Genomic DNA, 22469 nt, shown 5'->3' with positions numbered 1-22469 from the left:
ATAGAATGACAAAGGAGAAAAAGAATATGAATAGTATGGTATTCGATGTTGTACTGAAAGTCGTTCCGGTGGTTCTGATTCTGCTGATCCTTCTCATCATCCTGGCATCCGGATATGTGAAGGCATCCCCGGATACGGCTTACATCATTTCCGGTTTGAGAAAGCAGCCGAAGGTGCTGATCGGAAAAGCAGGCATCAAGATTCCGTTTCTGGAGAAGAAGGATGAGCTGAACCTGCAGCTGATCCCCATTGATGTCAAGACCTCCAGCGCGGTACCCACCGCGGATTATATCAATATCCGGGTGGACGCGGCGGTGAACGTGAAGATCAGCGACCAGCCCGAGCGCCTTTCCCTGGCGGCGCAGAACTTTTTAAACCGTCCCACTGATTATATCGCCCAGGTATCCAGGGAAGTGCTGGAGGGCAATATGCGCGAAATCGTAGGAAAGATGAACCTGGAAGAGATGGTATCGGACCGCCAGAAGTTCGCCACACTGGTGAAGGAGAACGCGGAGCCGGACCTTGCGGCCATGGGGCTGGACATTGTCAGCTTCAACGTACAGAACTTCGTGGACGGCAACGGCGTGATTGAAAATCTGGGTGTAGACAACATCGTGAAGATCCAGAAGAACGCGGCCATTTCCAGGGCGGACAGTGAGAAGGAGATCGCCAAGGCTCAGGCCAAGGCGAAGAAGGAAGCCAACGACGCCCAGGTGACCTCCGAGCTGGAGATTGCCAATGCCCGGGCAAGGGCCCAGAAGGAAAAGGCGGTCGTACAGGCACAGGCCAACCAAGAGGCAAAGGAAGCGGAGATCAGCGCCGCGACTCTGATCGCCCAGAAGGAAAACGACCTGGAGATCCGCAAGGCAGAGCTTCAGAAGGATGCGGACACCAAGAAGGCCATCGCCGATTCCGCATACCAGATCCAGAAGGAAACCGAACGTAAGACCGTGGAGATCGCCACTGCGGACGCGAATCTGGCACGCCAGGAAAAAGCCATCGCCCTGCAGGAGAAGGAAGTGGAGCTGACAGAGCGCAATCTGGAAGCCACCGTGAAGAAGCAGGCAGAGGCGGAGCGCTACGCGAAGCAGCAGGAATCCGATGCCAAGCTCTACGAGGTACAGCGCAATTCTGAGGCCCAGCTCTTTGAACGGCAGAAAAACGCAGAAGCAGATAAGTTTGAGCGGGAGAAGGAAGCGGAAGCATTGAAAGCCACCGCAGAGGCTCAGAAGTATGCCATGGAACAGGAAGCGGAAGGAATCCGCAGCAAGGGTCTTGCGGAAGCCGAGGCTATCAAGGCAAAGGCGCTTGCAGAAGCGGAGGGTATCGAAAAGAAGGCGGAAGCCATGAAGCAGATGGGCGAAGCCGCGATTCTGGAGATGTACTTTAAGGCTATGCCGGAGATTGCCAGAAATATTGCGGAGCCTCTCGGCAAGGTGGATAAGATCACCATGTACGGGGACGGCAATACCTCGAAGCTGGTGAAGGATATTGTGGGAACCTTTACCCAGGTGTCAGACGGGCTGAAGGAATCCACAGGCGTTGACGTACAGTCCGTATTATCCGGATTCTTAGGCGCAAAGCTGGCGGACGATACCGGCGAAGCGGAAAAATAAGGTTTCGCGTTTAAAACGCGGATTCAGCTCTTTTTACCTGCTTTGGTAAAACAGACAAGGAAAAGGCCCGGAGAATTTGTTCGCGGTTCTCAGGTATAGGATAGAACAGCCGCACATATACTCTTGATAAAAGGTGTATGTGTGGCTGTTTTTTTTATGGATCATGAACGTGAAAACGAAGGGCTCAAAAGCCGTCTGGTATCCGCTGCCGGCATGCCGAAGGATGTGGTGCTGGGTGCGGCCGTGGTCACACTTCTCGGCGACTCCGAGGTGTGCATCGAGAACTACCGCGGGATTATCGAATACACCGAATGCCTGATCCGGGTACAGGCTAAGGGAAAACAGATCCGCCTGCATGGGAAGCATCTGCAGATCGAATATTATACCAACGACGAAATGAAGATCACAGGAACCATATGCTCCCTGGAATTCTGCAAATGAAAGAGAGGTAACCAATGTGATACAAGCAATCCTTCGATACATACGCGGATATGTGAAGATCCGGATCCAGGGCTATTCGCCGGAGCGGTTTCTGAACCTGTGCCGGTATCATCACATCCTGATCTGGGGGCTGAGACCTAAGGACAATGCCTACGAGATGTATCTGACGCTGGACGGCTTTCGAAAGCTGCGGCCGATCATCCGGAAGACCCATACCAGGGTGGCCCTGCTGGAGCGGTGCGGACTTCCCTTCTTCATCCGGAAGCACCGGAAACGGAAAGCGTTTCTGACAGGGGCGCTGATCTGTATCGGGCTTTTGTTTTTCTATTCCAGCTATATCTGGGATATTCATTTTGAAGGGAATGACAAATGGACAGACCAGACGCTGCTGGAATTTCTGGAAACAAAAGAGGTCTCTCCGGGAATGCCGAAAAGCAGGGTGGACTGCAGCCAGATTGTAAAGGATATCCGGGCGCGGTATGATGATATCGTGTGGGTTTCCGCCTCTATGGACGGAAGCCGGCTTCGAATCCAGATCAAGGAAAATGAGGACACGTTCCAGGAGGAAGAAAAGAGCCGGGATCCCTCCGGCGAGCCGGAAAGTTCCCAAAACGGGAATGCATCCCAGGAGACGGCCAGGAGCGATGGGGCAGACCAGACCCCGACCGATCTGGTGGCATCCCAGGACGGGGTGATCACCAGCATCATTACCCGCAGCGGGGTGCCCATGGTCCATGTGGGGGATTCGGTAAAAAAAGGGGACCTGCTGGTATCCGGGCGGGTGGAAGTCTTGAACGACGCGGCGGAAGTCATCGGCTACCAGTACCAGCAGTCGGACGCAGATATCTTTGCGGACACCCAGATGGCTTACAAGGACCAGATTCCCCTCACCTATCAGAAAAAAACATACGATCCCTACGAGCAGCGCAGGCTCTGGTACATACGGCTGGGACCCTTTCGGATCTCTGCCGGCACCCTTTCCCATGATTTTCCCAAATGGGAAAAGTATACGGAGGAGTACCAGCTCAGGCTGGGAGAAAACTTTTACCTGCCGGTGGATTACGGTATGATCTGTATTAAATCCTATCAAACGAAAGAAAAAAAATACTCAAAACAGAAGCTTCAGGAGATTTTGACGAAAAATTTTACACAATTTTCCAAAGAAATGGAAGAAAAGGGTATTCAAATTTGTGAAAATAGTGTTAAAATACATGTGTACAAAAATTCTGCCGTTGCCAGCGGCACCCTGTATCTGAATCAGAAGATCACAGAGACGGCAGATACGGAAATTCTGACGATTGAAAGGAACGAACAGGATGAGTCTAACGGAACTGATGGTTGACATTCCAGCAGAACATGAGAATAATGTATTTGGGCAGTTTGACAACTATGCAAAGAAGATCGAGCGCACCTTCCGCGTGACTCTGATCGCGCGGGACGGCGCAGTGAAGGTCCTGGGGGAAGGCGCGGCGGCAGAGAAGGCCAGGCGTGTCCTGACCCAGCTTACGGAACTTTCCAGGCGGGGCAATATCATTACCGAACAGAATGTGGATTACGCCATTTCCCTGGTATTCGAGGATCAGGAGGAGGCCCTTGTGGAGATCGACAGGGACCTGATCTGCTATACCCTTCAGGGGAAGCCCATCAAGCCCAAGACACTGGGACAGAAGAAGTATGTGGATGCCGTCAAGGGCGGCATGGTCACCTTCGGACTGGGACCTGCCGGAACGGGAAAGACCTATCTGGCCATGGCCATGGCGGTCACCGCATTTAAAAATAACGAGGTAAGCCGGATCATCCTGACCCGGCCGGCCATCGAGGCAGGAGAGAAGCTGGGCTTCCTTCCCGGCGACCTGCAGAGCAAGATCGATCCCTACCTGCGTCCGCTCTATGACGCCCTGTACCAGATCATGGGGGCGGAGGCTTTTTTGAAAAATTCCGAAAAGGGGCTGATCGAAGTGGCGCCTCTGGCATACATGAGGGGACGTACACTGGACAACGCGTTTATCATTCTGGACGAGGCTCAGAATACGACGCCTGCCCAGATGAAAATGTTCCTGACCCGGATCGGCTTTGGGTCCAAGGTTGTGATCACAGGGGATTCCACCCAGAAGGACCTGCCGTCGGGAACGGTATCGGGCCTGGATGTGGCGGTCAAGGTGGTCAAAAATATCGAAGACGTGAAGATCTGTACGCTCACCAGCAAGGACGTGGTGCGCCATCCGCTGGTCCAGAGGATCGTCAAGGCATATGAGGATTATGAGAAGAAGGAAATGCGCTCCGGAGGAAACGCGGGGCGGAACAGACGGCGGCGGAATTAACCTTTGGGCCTCGGAGAGGAAACTATTTGAAACATGCCGTGCCGTGTAAAGCGTATGACAGAACAGATAAAGGAGAATGACCGTGAGTACAGCGAGTATCTATTATGAAGAAGAGGGCGGCATCCGTCTGCCCTTTGACCCGGAGCCTGCCGCAAGGACAGTGATCGAGGAAACTCTGGAATATGAAGGATGCCCTTTTGAGGCGGAGGTGAATCTGCTTTTGACAACGGATGAGGAGATCCATACCATGAACCGGGAATTCCGGCAGATCGACGCCCCTACGGACGTGCTTTCATTTCCCATGCTGGAATATCAGACCCCGGGGGATTTTTCAGGCTTCGAAGAGGAGGAAGATTCCTTCGATCCGGAGTCGGGGGAGCTTCTGCTGGGGGATATCGTGATCTCCAAGGATAAGGTCCTGAGGCAGGCGGAGGAATACGGGCATTCCCCAAAGAGAGAATTTGCTTTTCTGATCGCCCATAGTATGTTACACTTATTTGGATATGACCATATGGAAGAGGACGAACGCCTGGTCATGGAACAAAAGCAGCGGGAGATCCTGGAGCGTGTGGGAATCCTGCGGTAAAAAATGCGGACAGATCAGCAATGTTTTGTGATGCGCACTAAGGTTTACGGAGGATATGAATGTCTGAGATACAGGGAAGAAAACGAAAACAAAAAAAAGATGATTTTCTGATGCAGGGCATGATCCTCGCTGTAGCAATGGTTCTGACCAAGGTGATCGGGGTGGTCTACCGGATTCCCCTGACCAATATCCTGGGGGACGAGGGGATGGGGTTTTATGGCTATGCCTTTGAGGTGTATGCCTTGACCCTCATGCTGTCCTCCTTAAGCATCCCTACGGCCGTCTCCAAGCTGGTGGCCGCAAGGGTGGCCATGCGGCAGAGGCGCAATGCGTTCCGGGTATTCGTCTGCGCGTTTATGCTGTCCGCGGCGGTGGGCATCGTCGTGACGCTGCTGATCTTTTTCGGCGCGGATGCCATTTCCCTGCATATGATGAAATCTCCACTCAGCGCATATGCCTTAAAGGTCCTGTCGCTGGGTCTGGTCATCGTAGCGATCCTGGGAGTCTTAAGAGGGTATTTCCAGGGGCTCGGGACCATGCTGCCGACTGCGGTGTCCCAGATCATCGAGCAGGTCATCAATGCGGTGGTCAGCATCGTGGGAGCCAGCATCCTGTTCGGCATCGGGACGGAGGCGGCGCAGAAGAACGGAGAAGAGCTGCTCGCCCCGGCATACGGAGCCGCGGGAGGAACGCTGGGAACGGTGGCAGGCGCGCTGTTCGCCCTGATCTTTCTGGGCTTCTCATTTTTGATCTACCGCCCGGTGATCTACCGGCAGATCCGCATGGACCATATCCGAAAGCGAGAGAGCTACGGGCGGATCCTGAAGATCTTGCTTCTGACGATCGCTCCGGTGATCTTCAGCACGGCCATTTACAATATCAATCAGATCCTGGATCTGACCATATTTAACAGCATCATGTCCGCGCAGGGGTATACGGAAAAGGAATATATGGCCATGCAGGGGATCTTTACCGGAAAATACAATACGCTGATCAATGTGCCCCTTGCCATGGCAAACGGACTGGCGGCATCGGTGATCCCCAGTCTGACGGCCGCGGTGACCCAGCGGGACCGGAAGCAGATCCACAGTAAGATCTCCCAGACGCTGAAGCTTACCATGGTGATCGCCATGCCCTGCTTTATCGGATTTATCGTACTGGCATCTCCGCTGATGGTGTTTCTGTTCAATGACGACAGCAAGACACCGGCGGCGTTGCTGATGCTTGGGGCTGTTACCGTGGTGCTGTACTGCTACGCCACGATCGCCAATTCCATCCTGCAGGGTCTGGATGAGATGGGGACGCCGGCCAGGAATGCCGGGATTTCTCTGATCGTGCACCTGATCGCGCTGTTTATCATGCTTGTGGTACTGAAATGGAACATCTACGCGCTGGTAGGGAGCAATATCGTGTTTTCCCTCTGTATGTGCGTTCTGAACAGCAGCGGGATCCGAAGCGCCTGCGGCTACCGGCAGGAGGTGGACCGGACGTTTCTCAGGCCGCTGACAGCAGCTCTGATCATGGGAATTTTTACGTATCTGGCGCATTTGCTTTTGGATATAACCATCGGCGGGCGGTTTATCCCGGTTGCAGGGGCCATTGTGATCGCGGTGATCGTATATGTGTTCGCCGCTTTGAAGCTGGGCGTATTCACGGGCCAGGACATCAAGGATCTGCCCCAGGGAAAGAAGATCTATCGGATCTGCAGAAAATATCATCTGCTGCCGAGATAAGGAGCTGCAAAACATAAATGATACAGATCCTGACGTTTTTTTAGATATCAAACGCTTCGGAATGAATAAATTTTGATAAAAAAACCAATACTTCGTATAAAAGGAGCTGCTGTGAACGGCGGCAAGAGGAGTGAATCCTTATGAAGCAGAAGTATTATATTGGTTTTTTTATGACGGTATTTTTTATGGTCTCCCTGCTCGGTATCGGATACCAGATGAGCTACCAGTATGTCGTGGACAGGCATGCGGCGCAGGTAAAGGCGGAACAGGAGCAGGAGCAGGAGCGGGAACAGATTCCGGAGGCCCCGAAGGAGGAGCTGGTTACCACCAGGGGGACCGCCCAGAAGAATGAAGGGTATTATCTCTGCGCTCTGCAGGGATATGTGGTGGTCTATCTGGGCGATCATGAGACGATCTATGAGATGACGGAGATTCCCCTCGACACCCTGCCGGACAATGTACGCTCGGAGGTGGAGTCCGGGAAGTATGTGGAGACGGCCAGGGAATTGTATGGATTTTTAGAGAATTATTCCAGTTGAAAGGACAGGCGCTATGGACGAACAGAAGATAAAAAGGATTAATGAATTATACAGGAAATCAAAGGCGGAAGGACTGACCGGGGAGGAGCGCAAGGAGCAAAAGCTTCTTCGGGAAGAATATCTGGAGAGCATCCGGGGGAATTTGAGAAGCCAGCTCAACAAGATCGACATCAGAGAAAAGGATGGAACCATCGTAAATCTTGGTGAAAAATATGGAAACAAAAAAGGAAATTAGAGCCCGTGCATTGAAAGAACGCGGGGCACTGCCGCTCCAGGCCAGAGAAGCATACGGCCGGGAGATCCTCAGGCTAGCGGCGGCCCATCCGTTTTTTCAAAATGCCCGGGAGATTTATTGTTATGCCTCCTTTCGGGATGAGGTGCCTACTTTTAGCCTGATGGAGGAGGCATGGAAAGCCGGGAAGCGGGTTGCGGTTCCGCGTGTAACGGACGGACAGGAGATGGAGTTCTGTTACATAGAAAGCCTTTGCGCTCTGCGGCCGGGATATTGCGGAATCCCGGAGCCAGACGGACTGCAGGCACAAAAGGCAGTGCCGCGCATGTCCAGCGCGGACGGACAGGAAATGCCCGGGAACAGATTCGGGCCGGAGAGCCAGTCTGCCGCCGGGAGGGGCTTGTCTGGAAGAGAATACGGTGATATACTGATGATTCTGCCGGGCGCCGCATTTGACAGGAAGGGAAACCGGATCGGATACGGAAGAGGATTTTACGACCGGTATCTGCAGCATGCTCCTCAGTGCCGCCGGATGGGGCTGGCGTATTTTGTGCAGTGTGTGGAAGAGATTCCGGCGGGCCCCTGGGATATCCCCGCGGAGGCCGTCATCACAGAGAAAGGAAATTATGTACATGTGGAATGAATTGCCGAAGGATCCCATGATCCTGCTGAGTTTGGTCAATACAAAGCTTCGAAATCATTATGACTCGCTGGATGCGTTTTGTCAGGATATGGGGATTGAAAAACAGGAACTGACAGACAGGCTGGGGCAGATTGACTATGAATATATGGAAGAAAGGAATCAGTTCGTATGACGATAGATTTGGATAAGATCGATTTAAGCACAGCGGCTCCTGCCGAAGAACCGGCGCGTCAGTTTTATTTCCTGGTGAAGTGCCGGGAATGGGTGAAGAGCTTTGAGCAGAAGTACGGACGCCCTCCCAGGTCCCATGTGACCACCTTCGGCTGCCAGATGAACGCACGGGATTCGGAAAAGCTGGAGGGGATCCTGAAGAACGCCGGATATGTGGAAGAGCCGGACGAAAAAAAGGCGGATTTTGTTATTTTCAATACCTGCACTGTGCGGGAGAACGCCAACCAGCGGCTGTACGGAAGGCTGGGACAGTTAAGCCGCGGCAGGAAGCAGAATCCGGAGATGAAGATTGCGCTGTGCGGCTGCATGATGCAGGAGGCAGAGGTCCTGGAAAAGCTGCAAAAAAGCTATTCCTTTGTGAGCCTGGTATTCGGGACCCACAACATCTATAAATTCGCGGAGTTGCTTTCTGCCTGCCTGGATGCAGACCGGATGCTGATCGACGTGTGGGAGGATACGGACAAGATCGTAGAGGACATTCCCAGCGAACGGAAGTTTTCCTTCAAATCCGGGGTCAATATCATGACCGGGTGCAACAATTTCTGCAGCTACTGCATTGTCCCCTATGTCAGAGGGCGGGAGCGAAGCCGGAGGCCTGAGGATATCCTGCGGGAGATTCAGGCATTGGCATCAGACGGTGTGGTAGAGGTCATGCTGCTGGGGCAGAATGTCAATTCCTATGGGAAGACCCTGGAGCATCCCATCAGCTTTGCGGAGCTTCTGACCAAGATTGAACAGATCGACGGACTGGAACGGATCCGGTTCATGACCTCCCATCCCAAGGATCTTTCCGATGAACTGATCGAAGTGATGGGAACGTCCAAAAAGATCTGCAGGCATCTCCATCTTCCGGTCCAGTCCGGAAGTACCCGGATTCTGGAGAAGATGAACCGCAGGTATACAAAAGAACATTATCTGATGCTGACGGAAAAGATCCGCCGCGCCGCGCCTGAGATTTCCCTGACCACGGATATCATTGTCGGCTTTCCGGGGGAGACGGAGGAAGATTTTCAGGAGACTCTGGACCTTGTCCGCCGGGTGCGCTATGACGCTGTGTTTACCTTCCAGTATTCCAGAAGAACGGGCACGCCTGCTGCCGTCATGGAAGGGCAGGTGACGCCGGAGGTGATGAAGGACCGGTTTGACCGTCTGCTTGCAGAGGTACAGGCCATTTCCTCGGAGGTCTGCAGCGTACATACAGGTTCCGTCCAGGAGGTACTGGTGGAATCTGTAAATGACCATGACCCGGCGCTTCTGACCGGGCGCATGAGCAACAACCTGCTGGTGCATTTCCCGGGGGATCCATCCCTCATAGGGAAGCTTGCTTCTGTCAGGCTGAAGGAATGCAGGGGGTTCTATTACCTTGGCGAAGGAGGACATGTTTTGACGTGAAACGGATAAGTGAATACTTTTTTATCTGGGCCCTGGGAGGGATCCTGTACTATACCATTGAAGTGACATTCCGGGGATTTTCCCACTGGTCCATGTTCGTGCTGGGCGGCTTCTGCCTGCTGTTCTTTGGATGGCAGGGCCTGCTGTTAAAATGGCAGGATCCCCTCTGGCTCCAGGTGCTTCGATGCACCCTGTTTGTAGGGGCGGGGGAATTCATTACGGGCATGATCGTCAATAAGTGGATGAAATGGGAAGTGTGGGATTATTCCAATCAGCCACTGCAGCTGTTCGGGCAGGTCTGCGTCCCGTTTCTGATCCTGTTTTCCGGGCTCTGCGCGCTGGGGATCCTGCTGTCCGGATATCTGCTCCACTGGCTCTACGGGGAAGAGAAGCCCCATTTTCATGTGCTGTAGGCGCACGCATTTCGGAAGCTGTCCTGTTTCGATGTGATTCAGGCGCGGGCGCCTATCAGAATACGACAGAGAAATGAACGCTGTGTTTCATTGAGATACGAAAGGAAGGCAACGATTTGGCAGAATTAACACCAATGATGCAGAAATATATGGATACGAAAGCGGAATATCCCGGCTGTATCTTATTTTACAGGCTGGGAGATTTCTACGAGATGTTCTTTGAAGATGCCGTTACGGTGTCCCGGGAGCTGGAGCTGACCCTGACCGGGAAAAGCTGCGGGCTGGAAGAGCGGGCGCCCATGTGCGGCGTCCCTTATCATGCCGTGGACGGGTATCTCAACCGGCTGGTGGCCAAGGGCTACAAGGTGGCTATCTGTGAACAGACCGAGGATCCGAAGCAGGCAAAGGGGCTGGTCCGGCGTGAGGTGGTGCGGGTGGTCACGCCGGGCACGATCCTGGACAGCCAGATGATGGATGAATCCAGAAATAACTATATCATGTGTATCGTATATCTGGCGGACCGATACGGAGTCTCGGTGGCGGATGTGTCCACAGGGGATTACTTCGTGACGGAGCTGCCGGACGGCGGAAAGCTCAAAGATGAGATCTTCAAATTCACGCCTTCCGAGATCATCTGCAACGAGTCCTTCTATATGAGCGGAATGGATCTGGATGACTTAAAGGACAGGCTAAAGATCGCGCTGTATGCTCTGGATGCCTGGTATTTTGACGATGCTCTGTGCAGAAAAAACCTTCTGGAGCATTTTCAGGTCAAGACACTGGACGGGCTGGGGCTGGGAGACCTGGACTGCGGCGTGATCAGCGCGGGGGCATTGCTCCAGTATCTTCTGGAGACCCAGAAGAATAACCTGGCCCATATGACCCGCATTACACCCTATACCACGGGAAAATATATGATGCTGGACAGCTCCACAAGACGGAATCTGGAGCTGTGCGAGACGCTGCGGGAGAAGCAGAAGCGGGGGTCGCTGCTCTGGGTGCTGGACAAGACCCGCACCGCCATGGGAGCGCGGACGCTGCGGAAGTATGTGGAGCAGCCCCTGATCGAGCAGGGGGAGATCGAGCGGCGGCTGGACGCCGTGGCCGAGTTAAAGGACGCGGCCATCAGCCGGGAGGAGATCCGGGAATACTTATCTCCGGTCTACGACCTGGAACGGCTGATCACCAAGATTACCTACGGCACCGCCAATCCCCGGGATCTGACGGCTTTTTCCGGTTCTCTGGAAATGCTGCCTCATGTCCGGTACATATTGGAGGAAATGCACTCTGACCTGCTCTGTGAGGTCCGGGAGAATCTGGACACCTTAGAGGACCTCTGCTCCCTGGTCAAGTCGGCCATTGCGGAGGAACCGCCTCTTGCCATGAAGGAGGGGAACATCATCCGGGACGGCTACAACCAGGAGGTGGATACCCTGCGCCGGGCCAAATCCGAGGGCAAGGGGTGGCTTGCCAGGCTGGAAGAGGAAGAGCGGGAAAAGACCGGGATCAAGAATTTAAAGATCAAATACAACAAGGTATTCGGTTATTATCTGGAGGTGACCAATTCCTACAAGAACATGGTGCCTGACTATTTCACGCGCAAGCAGACCCTTGCCAACGCAGAGCGGTATATCACGCCGGAGCTCAAAGATCTGGAGGATACCATCCTGGGGGCGGAGGACAAGCTGTATGCCCTGGAATATGAGCTGTACTGCACGGTCCGGGATACTATTGCCGGGGAGGTGGAGCGGATCCAGCGGACGGCCGGGGCTGTCGCGGAGCTGGATGTATTTTCCACATTGGCTCTGGTGGCGGAGCGGAACCATTATGTAAGGCCCCAGATCAACGGGAAGGGCGTCATCGATATCAAGGACGGCCGTCATCCGGTGGTGGAGCAGATGATCCCGGACGGCTCTTTTATCTGCAACGATACGTTTCTCAATGACAAGAAACAGCGCATTTCCATCATCACCGGACCCAATATGGCAGGAAAGTCCACCTATATGCGGCAGACAGCCCTGATCGTGCTGATGGCCCAGATCGGTTCCTTTGTGCCGGCGGCGAAGGCGGATATCGGCTTGGTGGACCGGATTTTTACCCGAGTGGGAGCGTCAGACGACCTGGCATCCGGCCAGAGCACCTTTATGGTAGAGATGACGGAGGTGGCCAACATCCTTCGCAATGCCACGGCCAAAAGCCTTCTGATCCTGGATGAGATCGGAAGGGGGACCAGCACATTTGACGGGCTGTCCATTGCCTGGGCGGTGGTGGAGTATATCAGCGATGCCAGGCTTTTGGGCGCCAAGACTCTGTTTGCCACCCATTACCATGAGCTGACGGAGCTGGAGGGGAAGATCGAGCATGTCAATAATTACTGCATCGCCGTCAAGGAAAAGGGCGATGATATTGTGTTCCTGCGTAAGATCGTCAAGGGCGGCGCGGATAAGAGCTACGGGATCCAGGTGGCCAAGCTGGCGGGAGTGCCGGACCTGGTCATCACCCGGGCCAAGGAAATCGTGGAGGAGCTTTCAGACGGGGATATCACAGACCGGGTCAGCGAGATCGCGGTGAAGTGTCCCCAGAAGCCGCAGAAAAAGGTGAAATCCAGGAAATATGATGAGGTGGACCTGACACAGTTTTCTCTCTTTGACACTGTTCAGGACGACGATGTGCTGGAAGAGCTGAAAAATATCGATGTGGGCAATCTGACACCCATCGACGCGCTGAATACCATTTACCGGTTACAGAATAAATTGAAGAACCGATGGTAAGAAAACGTGCGGGACGGGACAGAGGAAATCCGCAGTCGGACGCGCGGGAGACAGACGGAAATACATGACGGGTGTTCTCATAGAAATAAGGAGGCAGGCTATGGCACGGATTCAGGTTTTGGATCAGACGACAATTGATAAGATCGCCGCGGGAGAGGTCATTGAGCGGCCGGCTTCCATCGTCAAGGAGCTGGCGGAAAATGCCATTGATGCCGGGGCAAATACGCTCACGGTGGAGATCGAGGACGGGGGGATCACCCTAATCCGGATCACGGACAACGGGTGCGGCATCCTGAAAGAGGATATCCGAAATGCGTTTCTGCGCCATTCCACGAGCAAAATTCGGTGCGTGGAGGATCTGTCCCGGATCACATCTCTGGGCTTTAGGGGGGAAGCTCTGTCCAGCATTGCCGCTGTGACGAAGGTGGAGCTGGTAACGAAGCCGAAGGAGGAAACCTTCGGCGTCCGGTATGTGATCGAAGGCGGACGGGAGATATCCATGGAAGAGACCGGGGCGGCAGACGGGACCACATTTGCTGTGCGGCAGCTTTTTTACAATGTGCCTGCCCGCAGGAAGTTTTTGAAGACCGCCATGACGGAGGCCGGACATGTGCAAGATCTTCTGATGCGCCTGGCGCTTTCCCATCCAGAGGTGGCTTTCCGCTTTTTGAATAACCGGCAGGAAAAGCTGAGGACCTCCGGGAGCGGGAAGTTGGATGAGGTGATCTACAATCTCTATGGGCGGGATGTGGCGTCCAACCTTCTGGAGCTGGATCATCCGGCAGACGGCATCCGCATCCGGGGCTACATCGGCAAGCCGGTGATCACCCGGGGAAACCGGAATTTTGAGACCTTTTTTGTGAATGGAAGATATGTGAAAAGCGCCATGATCTCCAAGGCGCTGGAGGATGCCTGCAAGGATTTCATGATGCAGCACAAATTTCCCTTTGCGGTGCTGGCATTTGAGATCGATACCGAGCAGGTGGACGTGAATGTCCATCCCACAAAGATGGAGCTGCGCTTTCAGAAGCAGCAGGAGGTCTACAACACGGTCTTTGAAGGGATTCACAGAAGACTTCTGGAACCGGAATTGATTCCTCAGGTAGAGGTGCCGGAGCCGAAAACTATGCCGGAGGAGGATACGGCTAAGGGAGAGGGCGCATGCGGATCAGAGGCCAAAGCTGTGCCCGGGGGAGGAACGGAGGAAGCCAGCCGGATGCCCGCTGGGAGCCCATTCCTGCTCAAACCGAAGAAAACGGGAATGGAGCAGGAAATCCAGGACGAGGACTATTTTATCCGGAAAATGCGGGAGCGCGTGCTGGAGTATCATGAGAATTTAAAGGCATCCGCAGAAACGGCGGGGGCAGAAAGCCTGCCGGATTCCGATTATGATAAAGCATCCGATTTTGGACTTGAACAGAGGAAAGTAAGCGATCAGGAGAACAGATCGTCCGCAGCCCGTGACAGAACAGCGGCTTTTGGCCGCGGAACCATGCCCGGGTTCCTCCGCGAAAACCAGGAATACCACACATCCGGGAAGCCGCAGGCCCTTCGGGAGGATATCCAGGCAAAGCAGATGGATTTGTTCGAGGAGAAGCTGTTAAAACGGGACATCCGCGCAGAGTATAAGCTGGTGGGCCAGGTATTCGACACCTACTGGCTTGTCCAGTTTCAGGACAACCTGTACATCATTGACCAGCATGCCGCCCACGAGCGTGTCCTGTATGAACGCACATTGAAGGAGATGAAAAACCGGGAGTATACCTCGCAGTACTTAAGCCCGCCGGTGATCCTGACCCTTTCCATGCAGGAGGCACGGCTGCTGGATGAACACATGGACCGGTTTCAGCGGATTGGTTTCGAGATCGAGCCCTTCGGCGGAAAGGAATATGCAGTCCGCGCAGTCCCCGCCAACCTGTTTGGGATCGCCAAAAAGGAACTCCTTCTGGAAATGCTGGATACCCTGTCGGACAGTGTGAACACGTCCATGACGCCGGAGCTGATTGATGAAAAGGTGGCGTCCCTGTCCTGCAAGGCTGCGGTGAAGGGGAACAGCCGTCTCTCTGCCCAGGAGGTGGATGCGCTGATCGGGGAACTGCTGTTATTATCCAACCCCTATCACTGTCCCCACGGACGCCCCACGATCATCGCCATGTCAAAGCGGGATCTGGAGAAAAAGTTTAAGAGGATCGTATAAATGATGAAACAACCACTGATCATACTGACAGGACCTACCGCAGTCGGGAAGACGAAGATGTCCATCGCCCTGGCAAAGGCGGTCGGCGGGGAGATCATTTCCGCAGATTCCATGCAGGTCTACCGCCAGATGGACATCGGCTCCGCGAAGATCCGTCCGGAGGAAATGGACGGGATCCGGCACCATCTGATCGATGTGCTGGATCCGGACGAGGCGTTCCATGTGGTCCGTTTTCAGGAGATGGCAAAGGCGGCTATGGACCAGATCTACGGGAGGCACAAGATCCCGATCCTGACAGGGGGAACGGGGTTTTATATCCAGGCCGTTTTATATGACATCGACTTTACGGAAAACGGAGGCGACAGCGCATACCGGAGAGAACTGGAAGGACTGGCACGGGAGAATGGGCCGGAATTTCTCCATCGGATGCTTGCGCAGGTGGATGCCCGGTCCGCGGAGGAGATCCACGCCCACAATGTGAAGAGGACCATCCGCGCGCTGGGATATTTCCATCAGACCGGGAAAAAAATATCGGAGCACAATCAGGAGCAGAGGGAAAAGGAATCTCCCTATAACTTTGCCTATTTTGTATTGAACGACGAACGGCAGCGCCTGTATGAGCGGATTGACCGCCGGGTGGACGAGATGCTGGAGGACGGGCTGGAGGAAGAGGTGATCCGGCTTAAGGATCGCGGCTTTACAAGGGACATGGTCTCCATGCAGGGTCTTGGATATAAGGAAATGCTGGATTATCTGGAAGGAAACTGCTCCTTAGAGGAGGCCGTCACGATCATCAAACGGGATACCCGGCATTTCGCGAAGCGGCAGATCACCTGGTTTAAGCGGGAGCGGGATGTGATCTGGCTTGACAAGGACAAAGCGGATCATAATGAGGATGTATTATTAAACCAGATGCTTGGTGAACTGAAAAGACGGCAGATCGTATGACGCGCATGGAACTGCATTTTACACTGTGAAGAAAAAAGAGCAGGAAAAAGGAGAAACAGATCAAATGGAACAGTTAAAGATATACAAAAGCCTTGGAATCTCGGAGGAAGTATTCGCGGCCGGAGAACGTCTGGAGCAGGAGCTGATGCCCCGGTTTCTGGAATTTGACAAAACGGCGGAATTAAACCAGTTAAAGGTACTGGGGGCCATGCAGAAGAACCGGGTCAGCGCGGAGTGCTTCCAGTATTCCACCGGATACGGATACAATGACAACGGAAGGGATACGCTGGAACGTGTTTACGCAGATACCTTTCACACGGAGGCGGCTCTTGTCCGTCCCCAGATCACCTGTGGGACACACGCTCTGGCATTGGCATTGTCCGCGAATCTGCGTCCGGGAGACGAACTCTTGTGCCCTGTGGGAAAGCCTTATGATACCCTGGAAGAGGTGATCGGGATCCGGCCCTCCAGAGGGTCTCTGGCGGAATACGGGGTCACCTACCGGCAGGTGGAATTGAAAGAAGACGGATATTTCGACTATCCGGCCATTGAGCGGAGCCTGAATGAAAAGACCAGGCTGGTCACGATCCAGCGCTCCAAGGGCTATCAGACCCGGCCCAGCTATTCCGTGGAAAAGATCGGGGAGCTGATTGCCTTTATCAAGGGGATTCGTCCGGACGTGATCTGTATGGTGGATAACTGCTACGGTGAATTTGTAGAGGCCAAAGAACCCAGCGACGTGGGCGCGGACATGGTGGTAGGGTCTCTGATCAAGAATCCGGGAGGCGGACTGGCGCCCATCGGCGGTTATGTGGCAGGCCGGGAAGATCTGATCGAGAACTGCGGGTGCCGCCTGACCTCTCCGGGATTGGGCCGGGAGGTGGGAGCTTCCCTGGGTGTGACGCAGTCTTTCTACCAGGGCTTTTTCCTGGCTCCTGTGGTGGTCAGCAGCGCCTTAAAAGGAGCCGTATTTGCGGCCAATCTCTATGAGCGGCTTGGCTTTTCCGTGATTCCGAACAGTGTGGAATCCAGGCATGATATCATCCAGGCCGTAACGCTTGGGACCCCGGAGGGCGTGGTTGCGTTCTGTCAGGGCGTACAGGCGGCGGCCCCGGTGGACAGCTACGTGACCCCGGTTCCTTGGGCCATGCCGGGCTATGACAGTGATGTGATCATGGCGGCAGGGGCATTTGTACAGGGATCCTCCATTGAGCTGAGCGCGGACGGACCCATCAAGCCGCCTTATGCCGTGTATTTCCAGGGCGGACTCACCTGGCCCAGCGCAAAGCTGGGGATTCTGCAGTCGCTGCAGTATCTGGCCAATGCAGGACTGGTGTCCGGCCGCCAGATTGATGCCCTGTGAAACGGCCGGATGGCCTGGGATGCTCCTGGGTATACTATACAGAACAGGAGAATCCATACATCACACGCTTTAGGGACTGCGGGGGATGTAGTGCATTCCATACAGTTCTTTAGAAAGAAGGAGGGCGGAAATGGGAAATGTAACCATCATAGGGGGCGGGGCTTCCGGCCTGACGGCGGCCATCACCGCAGCGTCTGCCGGGGCCAGGGTGACTCTGATCGAGCAGAATGACCGGGTGGGGAAAAAGATTTTATCCACCGGAAACGGAAGATGCAACTATACCAATCTGCACCAGGAGCCTTCCTGCTATCATTCGGAGGATCCGTCCTTCCCATGGGGGATCATCCAGCAGTTTGATGCCGGAGAAACCGTAAAATATTTCCGAGAGCTGGGTATTTTTCCCAAAAACCGGGAGGGCTACCTGTATCCCAATTCCGACCAGGCATCCTCGGTCCTGGATGTGCTTCGGATGGAATGCCGGAGGCTCCATGCGGAGATAAGGACAGACTGCAGATGTACAGAGATCCGGCCGAAAAAAAACGGGTTTCGCCTGAAAACCACATCAGGAGAATTTCCTGCGGACCGAGTGATCCTGGCCGCAGGATCCGCGGCGTCAGCCGTGGCCGGAAGCGGGGATCTGGGCTACCGGCTTGCCAGACAGCTGGGACACCGGATCGTACCGGTGGTTCCGGCGCTGGTCCAGCTCCGGTGCCGGGAGGACTTTTACAAAAGCATCTCCGGAGTGCGGGTGGCTGGAGCCGTTGAGATCTTTGCGGATCAGGTCTGCATTGCCCGGGACCGGGGAGAGATCCAGCTGACCAATTACGGAATCTCCGGCATCCCGGTTTTTCAGGTGAGCGGCGCGGCGGCCCGGGCATTATATCACAGACAGTCTGTGAAGGCGGTGCTGGACTTCATGCCGGATATGGAATGGAAAGCCTTTCTGGACTTTTTGAAGGAACGGACCCGGATCCGACCGGAAAAAACACTGGAGGAGTTCTTTGTAGGGCTGTTCCCCAAAAAGCTGTGGGATCTGTGGCTCCGTCTCAGCGGACTTTCCCGGAGCCAGGCCGTGGGGACGCTTAGGGATGGACAGATGGAAGCGCTGACCCGCCTGATCCGGCAGTTTGAAACCAACGTCACCGCCGCCAATTCCTTTGCCCAGGCACAGGTCTGCCGGGGAGGCGTAGATACCCGGGACGTGGATCCAGGGACACTGGAATCCCGTTTGATCCCGGGGCTTTATTTTGCGGGGGAGGTGCTGGATGTGGACGGACTCTGCGGCGGGTATAACCTGCAGTGGGCATGGTCCAGCGGCCATGTAGCGGGAAAGGAGGCGGCCCATGCTAAGGCTTAGTCAGATCCGGCTTCGGCCGGGACACAGTGAACAGGAGCTGGAGGACAGGCTCCGAAAACTTTTAAATCTGAAAAAATCAGAACCTTTGGAATATCGGATTTTCAAACAGTCCATTGATGCCAGAAAAAAGCCGGATATTTTTTATACCTATACGGTAGATGTGAAGCTCCGGCAGGAGGAGGCTGTTCTGAAGCGGGCTGGCCAAAAGAAACAGAGGCCCGGACAGATTGAAAAGCAGGAAGAGGTTCTCTACCAGCCACCGGCTCATGGAGCAAAAAAGCTTTCCCACAGGCCGGTGGTAGCTGGGGCAGGCCCTGCCGGACTGTTCTGTGCCTGGCTCCTGGCACGGGAGGGGTATCGGCCGCTGCTGTTGGAAAGAGGCGCTCCGGTGGAGGAGCGGATCCGGGATGTGGAGGCGTTCTGGAAGGGTGGACCTCTGGATCCAGAATCCAATGTTCAGTTTGGGGAGGGCGGCGCGGGCACCTTTTCCGACGGAAAGCTGAATACCCTGGTGAAGGATGCCTGCGGCCGGAACCGTCTGGTGCTGGAGGCCTTTGTCCGTTTCGGCGCGCCGGAGCAGATCCTGTACGAGCAGAAGCCGCACATCGGTACGGACATTCTTTCCCGGGTGATCCGAAATCTGCGGGAGGAGATCCGGCAGTCAGGCGGGGAGATCCGGTTTCACAGCCGTCTCACCGGCCTCACCTGCGCAGAGAACGCAGAGGGCCGCAGCCTTCGGCAGATCACAGTCAATGACATGGAGGAGATTCCCGCAGAGGTCCTGGTGATCGCCGTCGGGCACAGCGCCCGGGATACTTTCAGGATGCTGCTGGACAGCGGGATTCCCATGCAGGCCAAGGCCTTTGCGGTGGGGGTGCGCGTGGAGCATCCCCAGCAGATGATCCAGAAAGTCCAGTACGGAAGCTGCTGGGCCGGGAAGCTGCCGGCCGCATCCTATAAGCTGTCGGAAAATCTGGACAACGGGCGGGGCGTGTATACTTTCTGCATGTGTCCGGGAGGGTATGTGGTCAACGCATCCTCCGAGGCGGGGCGGATTGCCGTCAACGGCATGAGCTACCACGGCCGGGCGGGAATCAATGCCAACAGTGCGGTGATCGTGACCGTATCTCCCAAAGATTTTGGGAATGATCATCCCCTAGCCGGGGTAGAGTTTCAGCGCCGGCTGGAAGCTACTGCGTACCGGGAGGGACAGGGCAGGATTCCGGTGCAGCGCTTCGGGGACTTCTGCAGAAATGTGCGGACAACGGCGCTGGGAATGATCCTGCCCCAGATCAAAGGGGAATATAGACTGGCAAATGTGCGGGGGATCTTCCCGGAAGAGCTGGCGGACTCCCTGCAGCGTGGGATCTGCGCCATGGACAAAAGGATTCCCGGATTTGCGAGGGAGGATATGGTACTGTCCGGCGTGGAGAGCCGGACCTCCTCGCCGGTGCGGATGATCCGGGGAGATACGATGGAATGTGAGATTGGCGGGATCTATCCCTGCGGCGAAGGGGCCGGATACGCAGGGGGGATCATGTCGGCGGCCATGGATGGGGTGAAAGTGGGGGAAGCGATCATTGGGCGGTTTAGGGGGCTGTGAGTGAATGGGATCTCCCAATCGTCCGTTTCTATTCACAGCCGCCACTCCAAACGCATGCGCAAAAACAGCCGGCAAGCCGGCTGCAGCTGCGCCACAGCTTGATTTTTTGCTTATGTGTTTGGAGTGACTGCTTCCCGCCGCAGGAGAACCGGCAGACAGATTCTTACAAGCGAGCTTGACGAATCTGTCTGCCGGTTCTCCTGCGGCTGTGAATAGAAACTGGTGTTTCACAAAAATTTCAGATTCGAAACCTGTACACGATTTTCAAATTATGGTAAAATACGTGTTATGTGCTGTGCCATCTTCATAGCAGGTAAAAACATATGAAAACAATGAAAGAACTGAACATGGAAGAACGTCCTTATGAGAAGTGCGAACGTTTTGGGCCGGAGAACCTGACGGACAGTGAGCTGTTAGCGGTTCTTCTGCGGACCGGGACGCGGGGGGAGAACATCGTGGAGCTGGCGAAGCGGATCCTGTATTCGGATCAATTCCAGGGAGGGCTTCTCGGTATCCACCGCTGGTCTTTTGAACAGCTGACCCGGATCAAGGGGATCGGCAAGGTCAAGGCCACCCAGATTCTCTGTCTCTGTGAGCTTGCCAAAAGGCTTTCCAAGGCGAGCGCTGGGCCGGAACTGAACTTCAATATTCCCAGCACCATTGCGCGCTATTATATGGAGGATCTGCGGCATCAGAAGCAGGAGACCATGAAGCTTTTGCTGCTGAATACCAAGTCCAGGCTCATAGGAGAGACGGATATTTCCAGGGGGACCGTCAACACGTCGGTCATTTCTCCAAGGGAATTGTTTGTAGAGGCTCTGCAGAAGGACGCTGTGTCAATCATCCTGCTCCATAACCATCCCAGCGGCGATCCCACGCCCAGCAGGGAGGATATTCTTGTCACCAGGAGAGTGTATGAGGCCGGTATGATGATCGGTGTGGAGCTTCTGGACCATATCGTCATAGGTAATAACTGCTACAGCAGCATGAGGGAGCAGGGGATCCTGAACTAAGGGACTGTATGCTCCGAAAAAAGGAAGTGTAACGGATGTTTCGGAATATTTACGGGCTGGATTTGGGAACCTACGAGATCAAGGTTTTTGATAAAAAAAGAGATTTTATCTGGAAAGAACGAAATATCATTGCAAAAAAAGATCAGAAGTTCCTCTATGCGGCGGGAGATGAGGCATGGGACATGTTTGAGAAGGCGCCGGAGAATATCGAAGTACTGTTTCCCATGCAGGGCGGCGCGATCGCAAAGTTCGACGACATGCAGTGTCTCCTTCAGGAGCTTTTAAAAAAGGAACGCCCCTTTTACGGCGGCTCGGAATATCTGGTGGCGGTTCCCACGGATGTCACGGAGGTGGAGAAGCGGGCGTTCTATGACTTGGTCTGCCATTCCGCGGCCCGGGCCAGGACCGTCAGGATCGCGGAGCGGGCCATTGTGGATGCCATCGGCTTCGGGGTCAATGTGAACCGTACGGAGGGGATTTTTATCGTCAATATGGGCGGAGGCTCCACAGAGATCTCTGTTCTGTCCCGCGGCGGGATGGTCATGAACCGACTGATGAAGCTGGGCGGGGAGCATCTGGATCAGGCGATCCAGGATCAGGTACGGCATCACCTGGAATTTCTGATCGGCAGGCGCACAGCGGAGATGCTGCGCCAGGATTTCGGGATCTTCGAGGATGCCACCTGTACCGCAATCAACGTATCCGGCAGGAATCTGCGTACCAGGGTACCGGAATACCGGGAGATCCCGGTGGGGATGGTGAGGGCGGCCATGCGGGAGCCGCTGAAGGAATGTGTGTCGGAGATCCGGGCCATGTTCGACCGGACGCCTCCCACCGTGCGCGGCGGTCTGCAGAAGAACGGGATCTGCCTCACCGGAGGGCTGGCCAATTTAAAGGAGCTTTCTACATATCTGGAGGAAAGCACAGGTCTCGCGGTCCGAACAGTTTCCCGTCCGGAGCTCTGCGTGGTGGAAGGACTGAAGAAGATCATCCAGGACAAGCGGGCATATAAGGAATGGACCTATTCCCTGCTGGATGGGGATTACAAATGGTTAAGAAAGCTTTAAGAC

At 54.7% G+C, this 22469-nt stretch carries 20 protein-coding genes; all 20 read left to right on the top strand.

Features of this window, described 5'->3' with window-relative positions; genetic code table 11:
• Positions 1-26 precede the first annotated feature (26 nt).
• A complete protein-coding gene (locus ACTOY7_RS00195; protein ID WP_160281084.1) occupies positions 27-1616 on the top strand; it encodes a flotillin family protein in 1590 nt (529 codons plus the stop codon).
• 156 nt (positions 1617-1772) lie between these two features.
• Positions 1773-2057, top strand: coding sequence for a YabP/YqfC family sporulation protein (locus tag ACTOY7_RS00190; protein WP_300824733.1), 285 nt, complete (start codon positions 1773-1775; stop codon positions 2055-2057).
• A 16-nt stretch (positions 2058-2073) separates the two neighbouring features.
• A complete protein-coding gene (locus ACTOY7_RS00185) occupies positions 2074-3399 on the top strand; it encodes a sporulation protein YqfD (protein ID WP_300884019.1) in 1326 nt (441 codons plus the stop codon).
• Positions 3374-4378, top strand: coding sequence for a PhoH family protein (locus tag ACTOY7_RS00180; protein WP_482670477.1), 1005 nt, complete (start codon positions 3374-3376; stop codon positions 4376-4378). The genes ACTOY7_RS00185 and ACTOY7_RS00180 overlap by 26 nt, the downstream gene beginning before the upstream one ends.
• Positions 4379-4460: 82 nt before the next feature.
• Positions 4461-4964, top strand: a complete 504-nt coding sequence (gene ybeY / locus ACTOY7_RS00175; RefSeq protein ID WP_482670476.1) for an rRNA maturation RNase YbeY — start codon at positions 4461-4463, stop codon at positions 4962-4964.
• Positions 4965-5023: 59 nt separating this feature from the next.
• Complete coding sequence (locus tag ACTOY7_RS00170; RefSeq protein WP_300884021.1) at positions 5024-6697, top strand: putative polysaccharide biosynthesis protein; 1674 nt, start codon at positions 5024-5026, stop codon at positions 6695-6697.
• Between the two features lie 140 nt (positions 6698-6837).
• Positions 6838-7236, top strand: coding sequence for a hypothetical protein (locus ACTOY7_RS00165; RefSeq protein ID WP_160281089.1), 399 nt, complete (start codon positions 6838-6840; stop codon positions 7234-7236).
• 13 nt (positions 7237-7249) lie between these two features.
• Positions 7250-7471, top strand: coding sequence for a DUF896 domain-containing protein (locus ACTOY7_RS00160; protein WP_160281090.1), 222 nt, complete (start codon positions 7250-7252; stop codon positions 7469-7471).
• The gene (locus tag ACTOY7_RS00155) at positions 7449-8111 is read left to right on the top strand and encodes a 5-formyltetrahydrofolate cyclo-ligase (protein WP_482670475.1); all 663 of its coding nucleotides are present in this window, start codon (positions 7449-7451) and stop codon (positions 8109-8111) included. Before ACTOY7_RS00160 ends, ACTOY7_RS00155 begins: the two co-directional genes overlap by 23 nt.
• Positions 8101-8283, top strand: coding sequence for a DUF4250 domain-containing protein (locus tag ACTOY7_RS00150; protein WP_160281091.1), 183 nt, complete (start codon positions 8101-8103; stop codon positions 8281-8283). Before ACTOY7_RS00155 ends, ACTOY7_RS00150 begins: the two co-directional genes overlap by 11 nt.
• Positions 8280-9734, top strand: a complete 1455-nt coding sequence (gene miaB, locus ACTOY7_RS00145; protein WP_482670474.1) for a tRNA (N6-isopentenyl adenosine(37)-C2)-methylthiotransferase MiaB — start codon at positions 8280-8282, stop codon at positions 9732-9734. Before ACTOY7_RS00150 ends, miaB begins: the two co-directional genes overlap by 4 nt.
• Positions 9731-10147, top strand: a complete 417-nt coding sequence (locus tag ACTOY7_RS00140; RefSeq protein ID WP_300884029.1) for a putative ABC transporter permease — start codon at positions 9731-9733, stop codon at positions 10145-10147. Before miaB ends, ACTOY7_RS00140 begins: the two co-directional genes overlap by 4 nt.
• A gap of 116 nt (positions 10148-10263) precedes the next feature.
• Positions 10264-12918, top strand: coding sequence for a DNA mismatch repair protein MutS (gene mutS / locus ACTOY7_RS00135; RefSeq protein ID WP_482670473.1), 2655 nt, complete (start codon positions 10264-10266; stop codon positions 12916-12918).
• A 100-nt stretch (positions 12919-13018) separates the two neighbouring features.
• A complete protein-coding gene (mutL, locus tag ACTOY7_RS00130; protein WP_482670472.1) occupies positions 13019-15115 on the top strand; it encodes a DNA mismatch repair endonuclease MutL in 2097 nt (698 codons plus the stop codon).
• A gap of 3 nt (positions 15116-15118) precedes the next feature.
• Entirely contained in the window at positions 15119-16063 is a 945-nt protein-coding gene (gene miaA / locus ACTOY7_RS00125; RefSeq protein ID WP_482670485.1) for a tRNA (adenosine(37)-N6)-dimethylallyltransferase MiaA, read from the top strand.
• A 64-nt stretch (positions 16064-16127) separates the two neighbouring features.
• Positions 16128-17426, top strand: coding sequence for a methionine gamma-lyase family protein (locus ACTOY7_RS00120; RefSeq protein WP_482670471.1), 1299 nt, complete (start codon positions 16128-16130; stop codon positions 17424-17426).
• 130 nt (positions 17427-17556) lie between these two features.
• Entirely contained in the window at positions 17557-18783 is a 1227-nt protein-coding gene (locus ACTOY7_RS00115) for a BaiN/RdsA family NAD(P)/FAD-dependent oxidoreductase (RefSeq protein WP_482670470.1), read from the top strand.
• Complete coding sequence (locus tag ACTOY7_RS00110) at positions 18770-20386, top strand: NAD(P)/FAD-dependent oxidoreductase (RefSeq protein WP_482670469.1); 1617 nt, start codon at positions 18770-18772, stop codon at positions 20384-20386. Before ACTOY7_RS00115 ends, ACTOY7_RS00110 begins: the two co-directional genes overlap by 14 nt.
• 323 nt (positions 20387-20709) lie before the next feature.
• On the top strand, positions 20710-21399 hold the full coding sequence (gene radC / locus ACTOY7_RS00105) for a RadC family protein (protein WP_300884037.1): 690 nt from the start codon (positions 20710-20712) through the stop codon (positions 21397-21399).
• A 35-nt stretch (positions 21400-21434) separates the two neighbouring features.
• The gene (locus tag ACTOY7_RS00100) at positions 21435-22466 is read left to right on the top strand and encodes a rod shape-determining protein (RefSeq protein WP_160281098.1); all 1032 of its coding nucleotides are present in this window, start codon (positions 21435-21437) and stop codon (positions 22464-22466) included.
• The last annotated feature ends 3 nt before the right edge of the window (positions 22467-22469 follow it).

Source organism: Schaedlerella sp., from assembly GCF_056796775.1.
The sequence above is the reverse complement of the archived record's forward strand: the minus strand, read 5'-3'. Positions and strand labels throughout refer to the sequence as shown.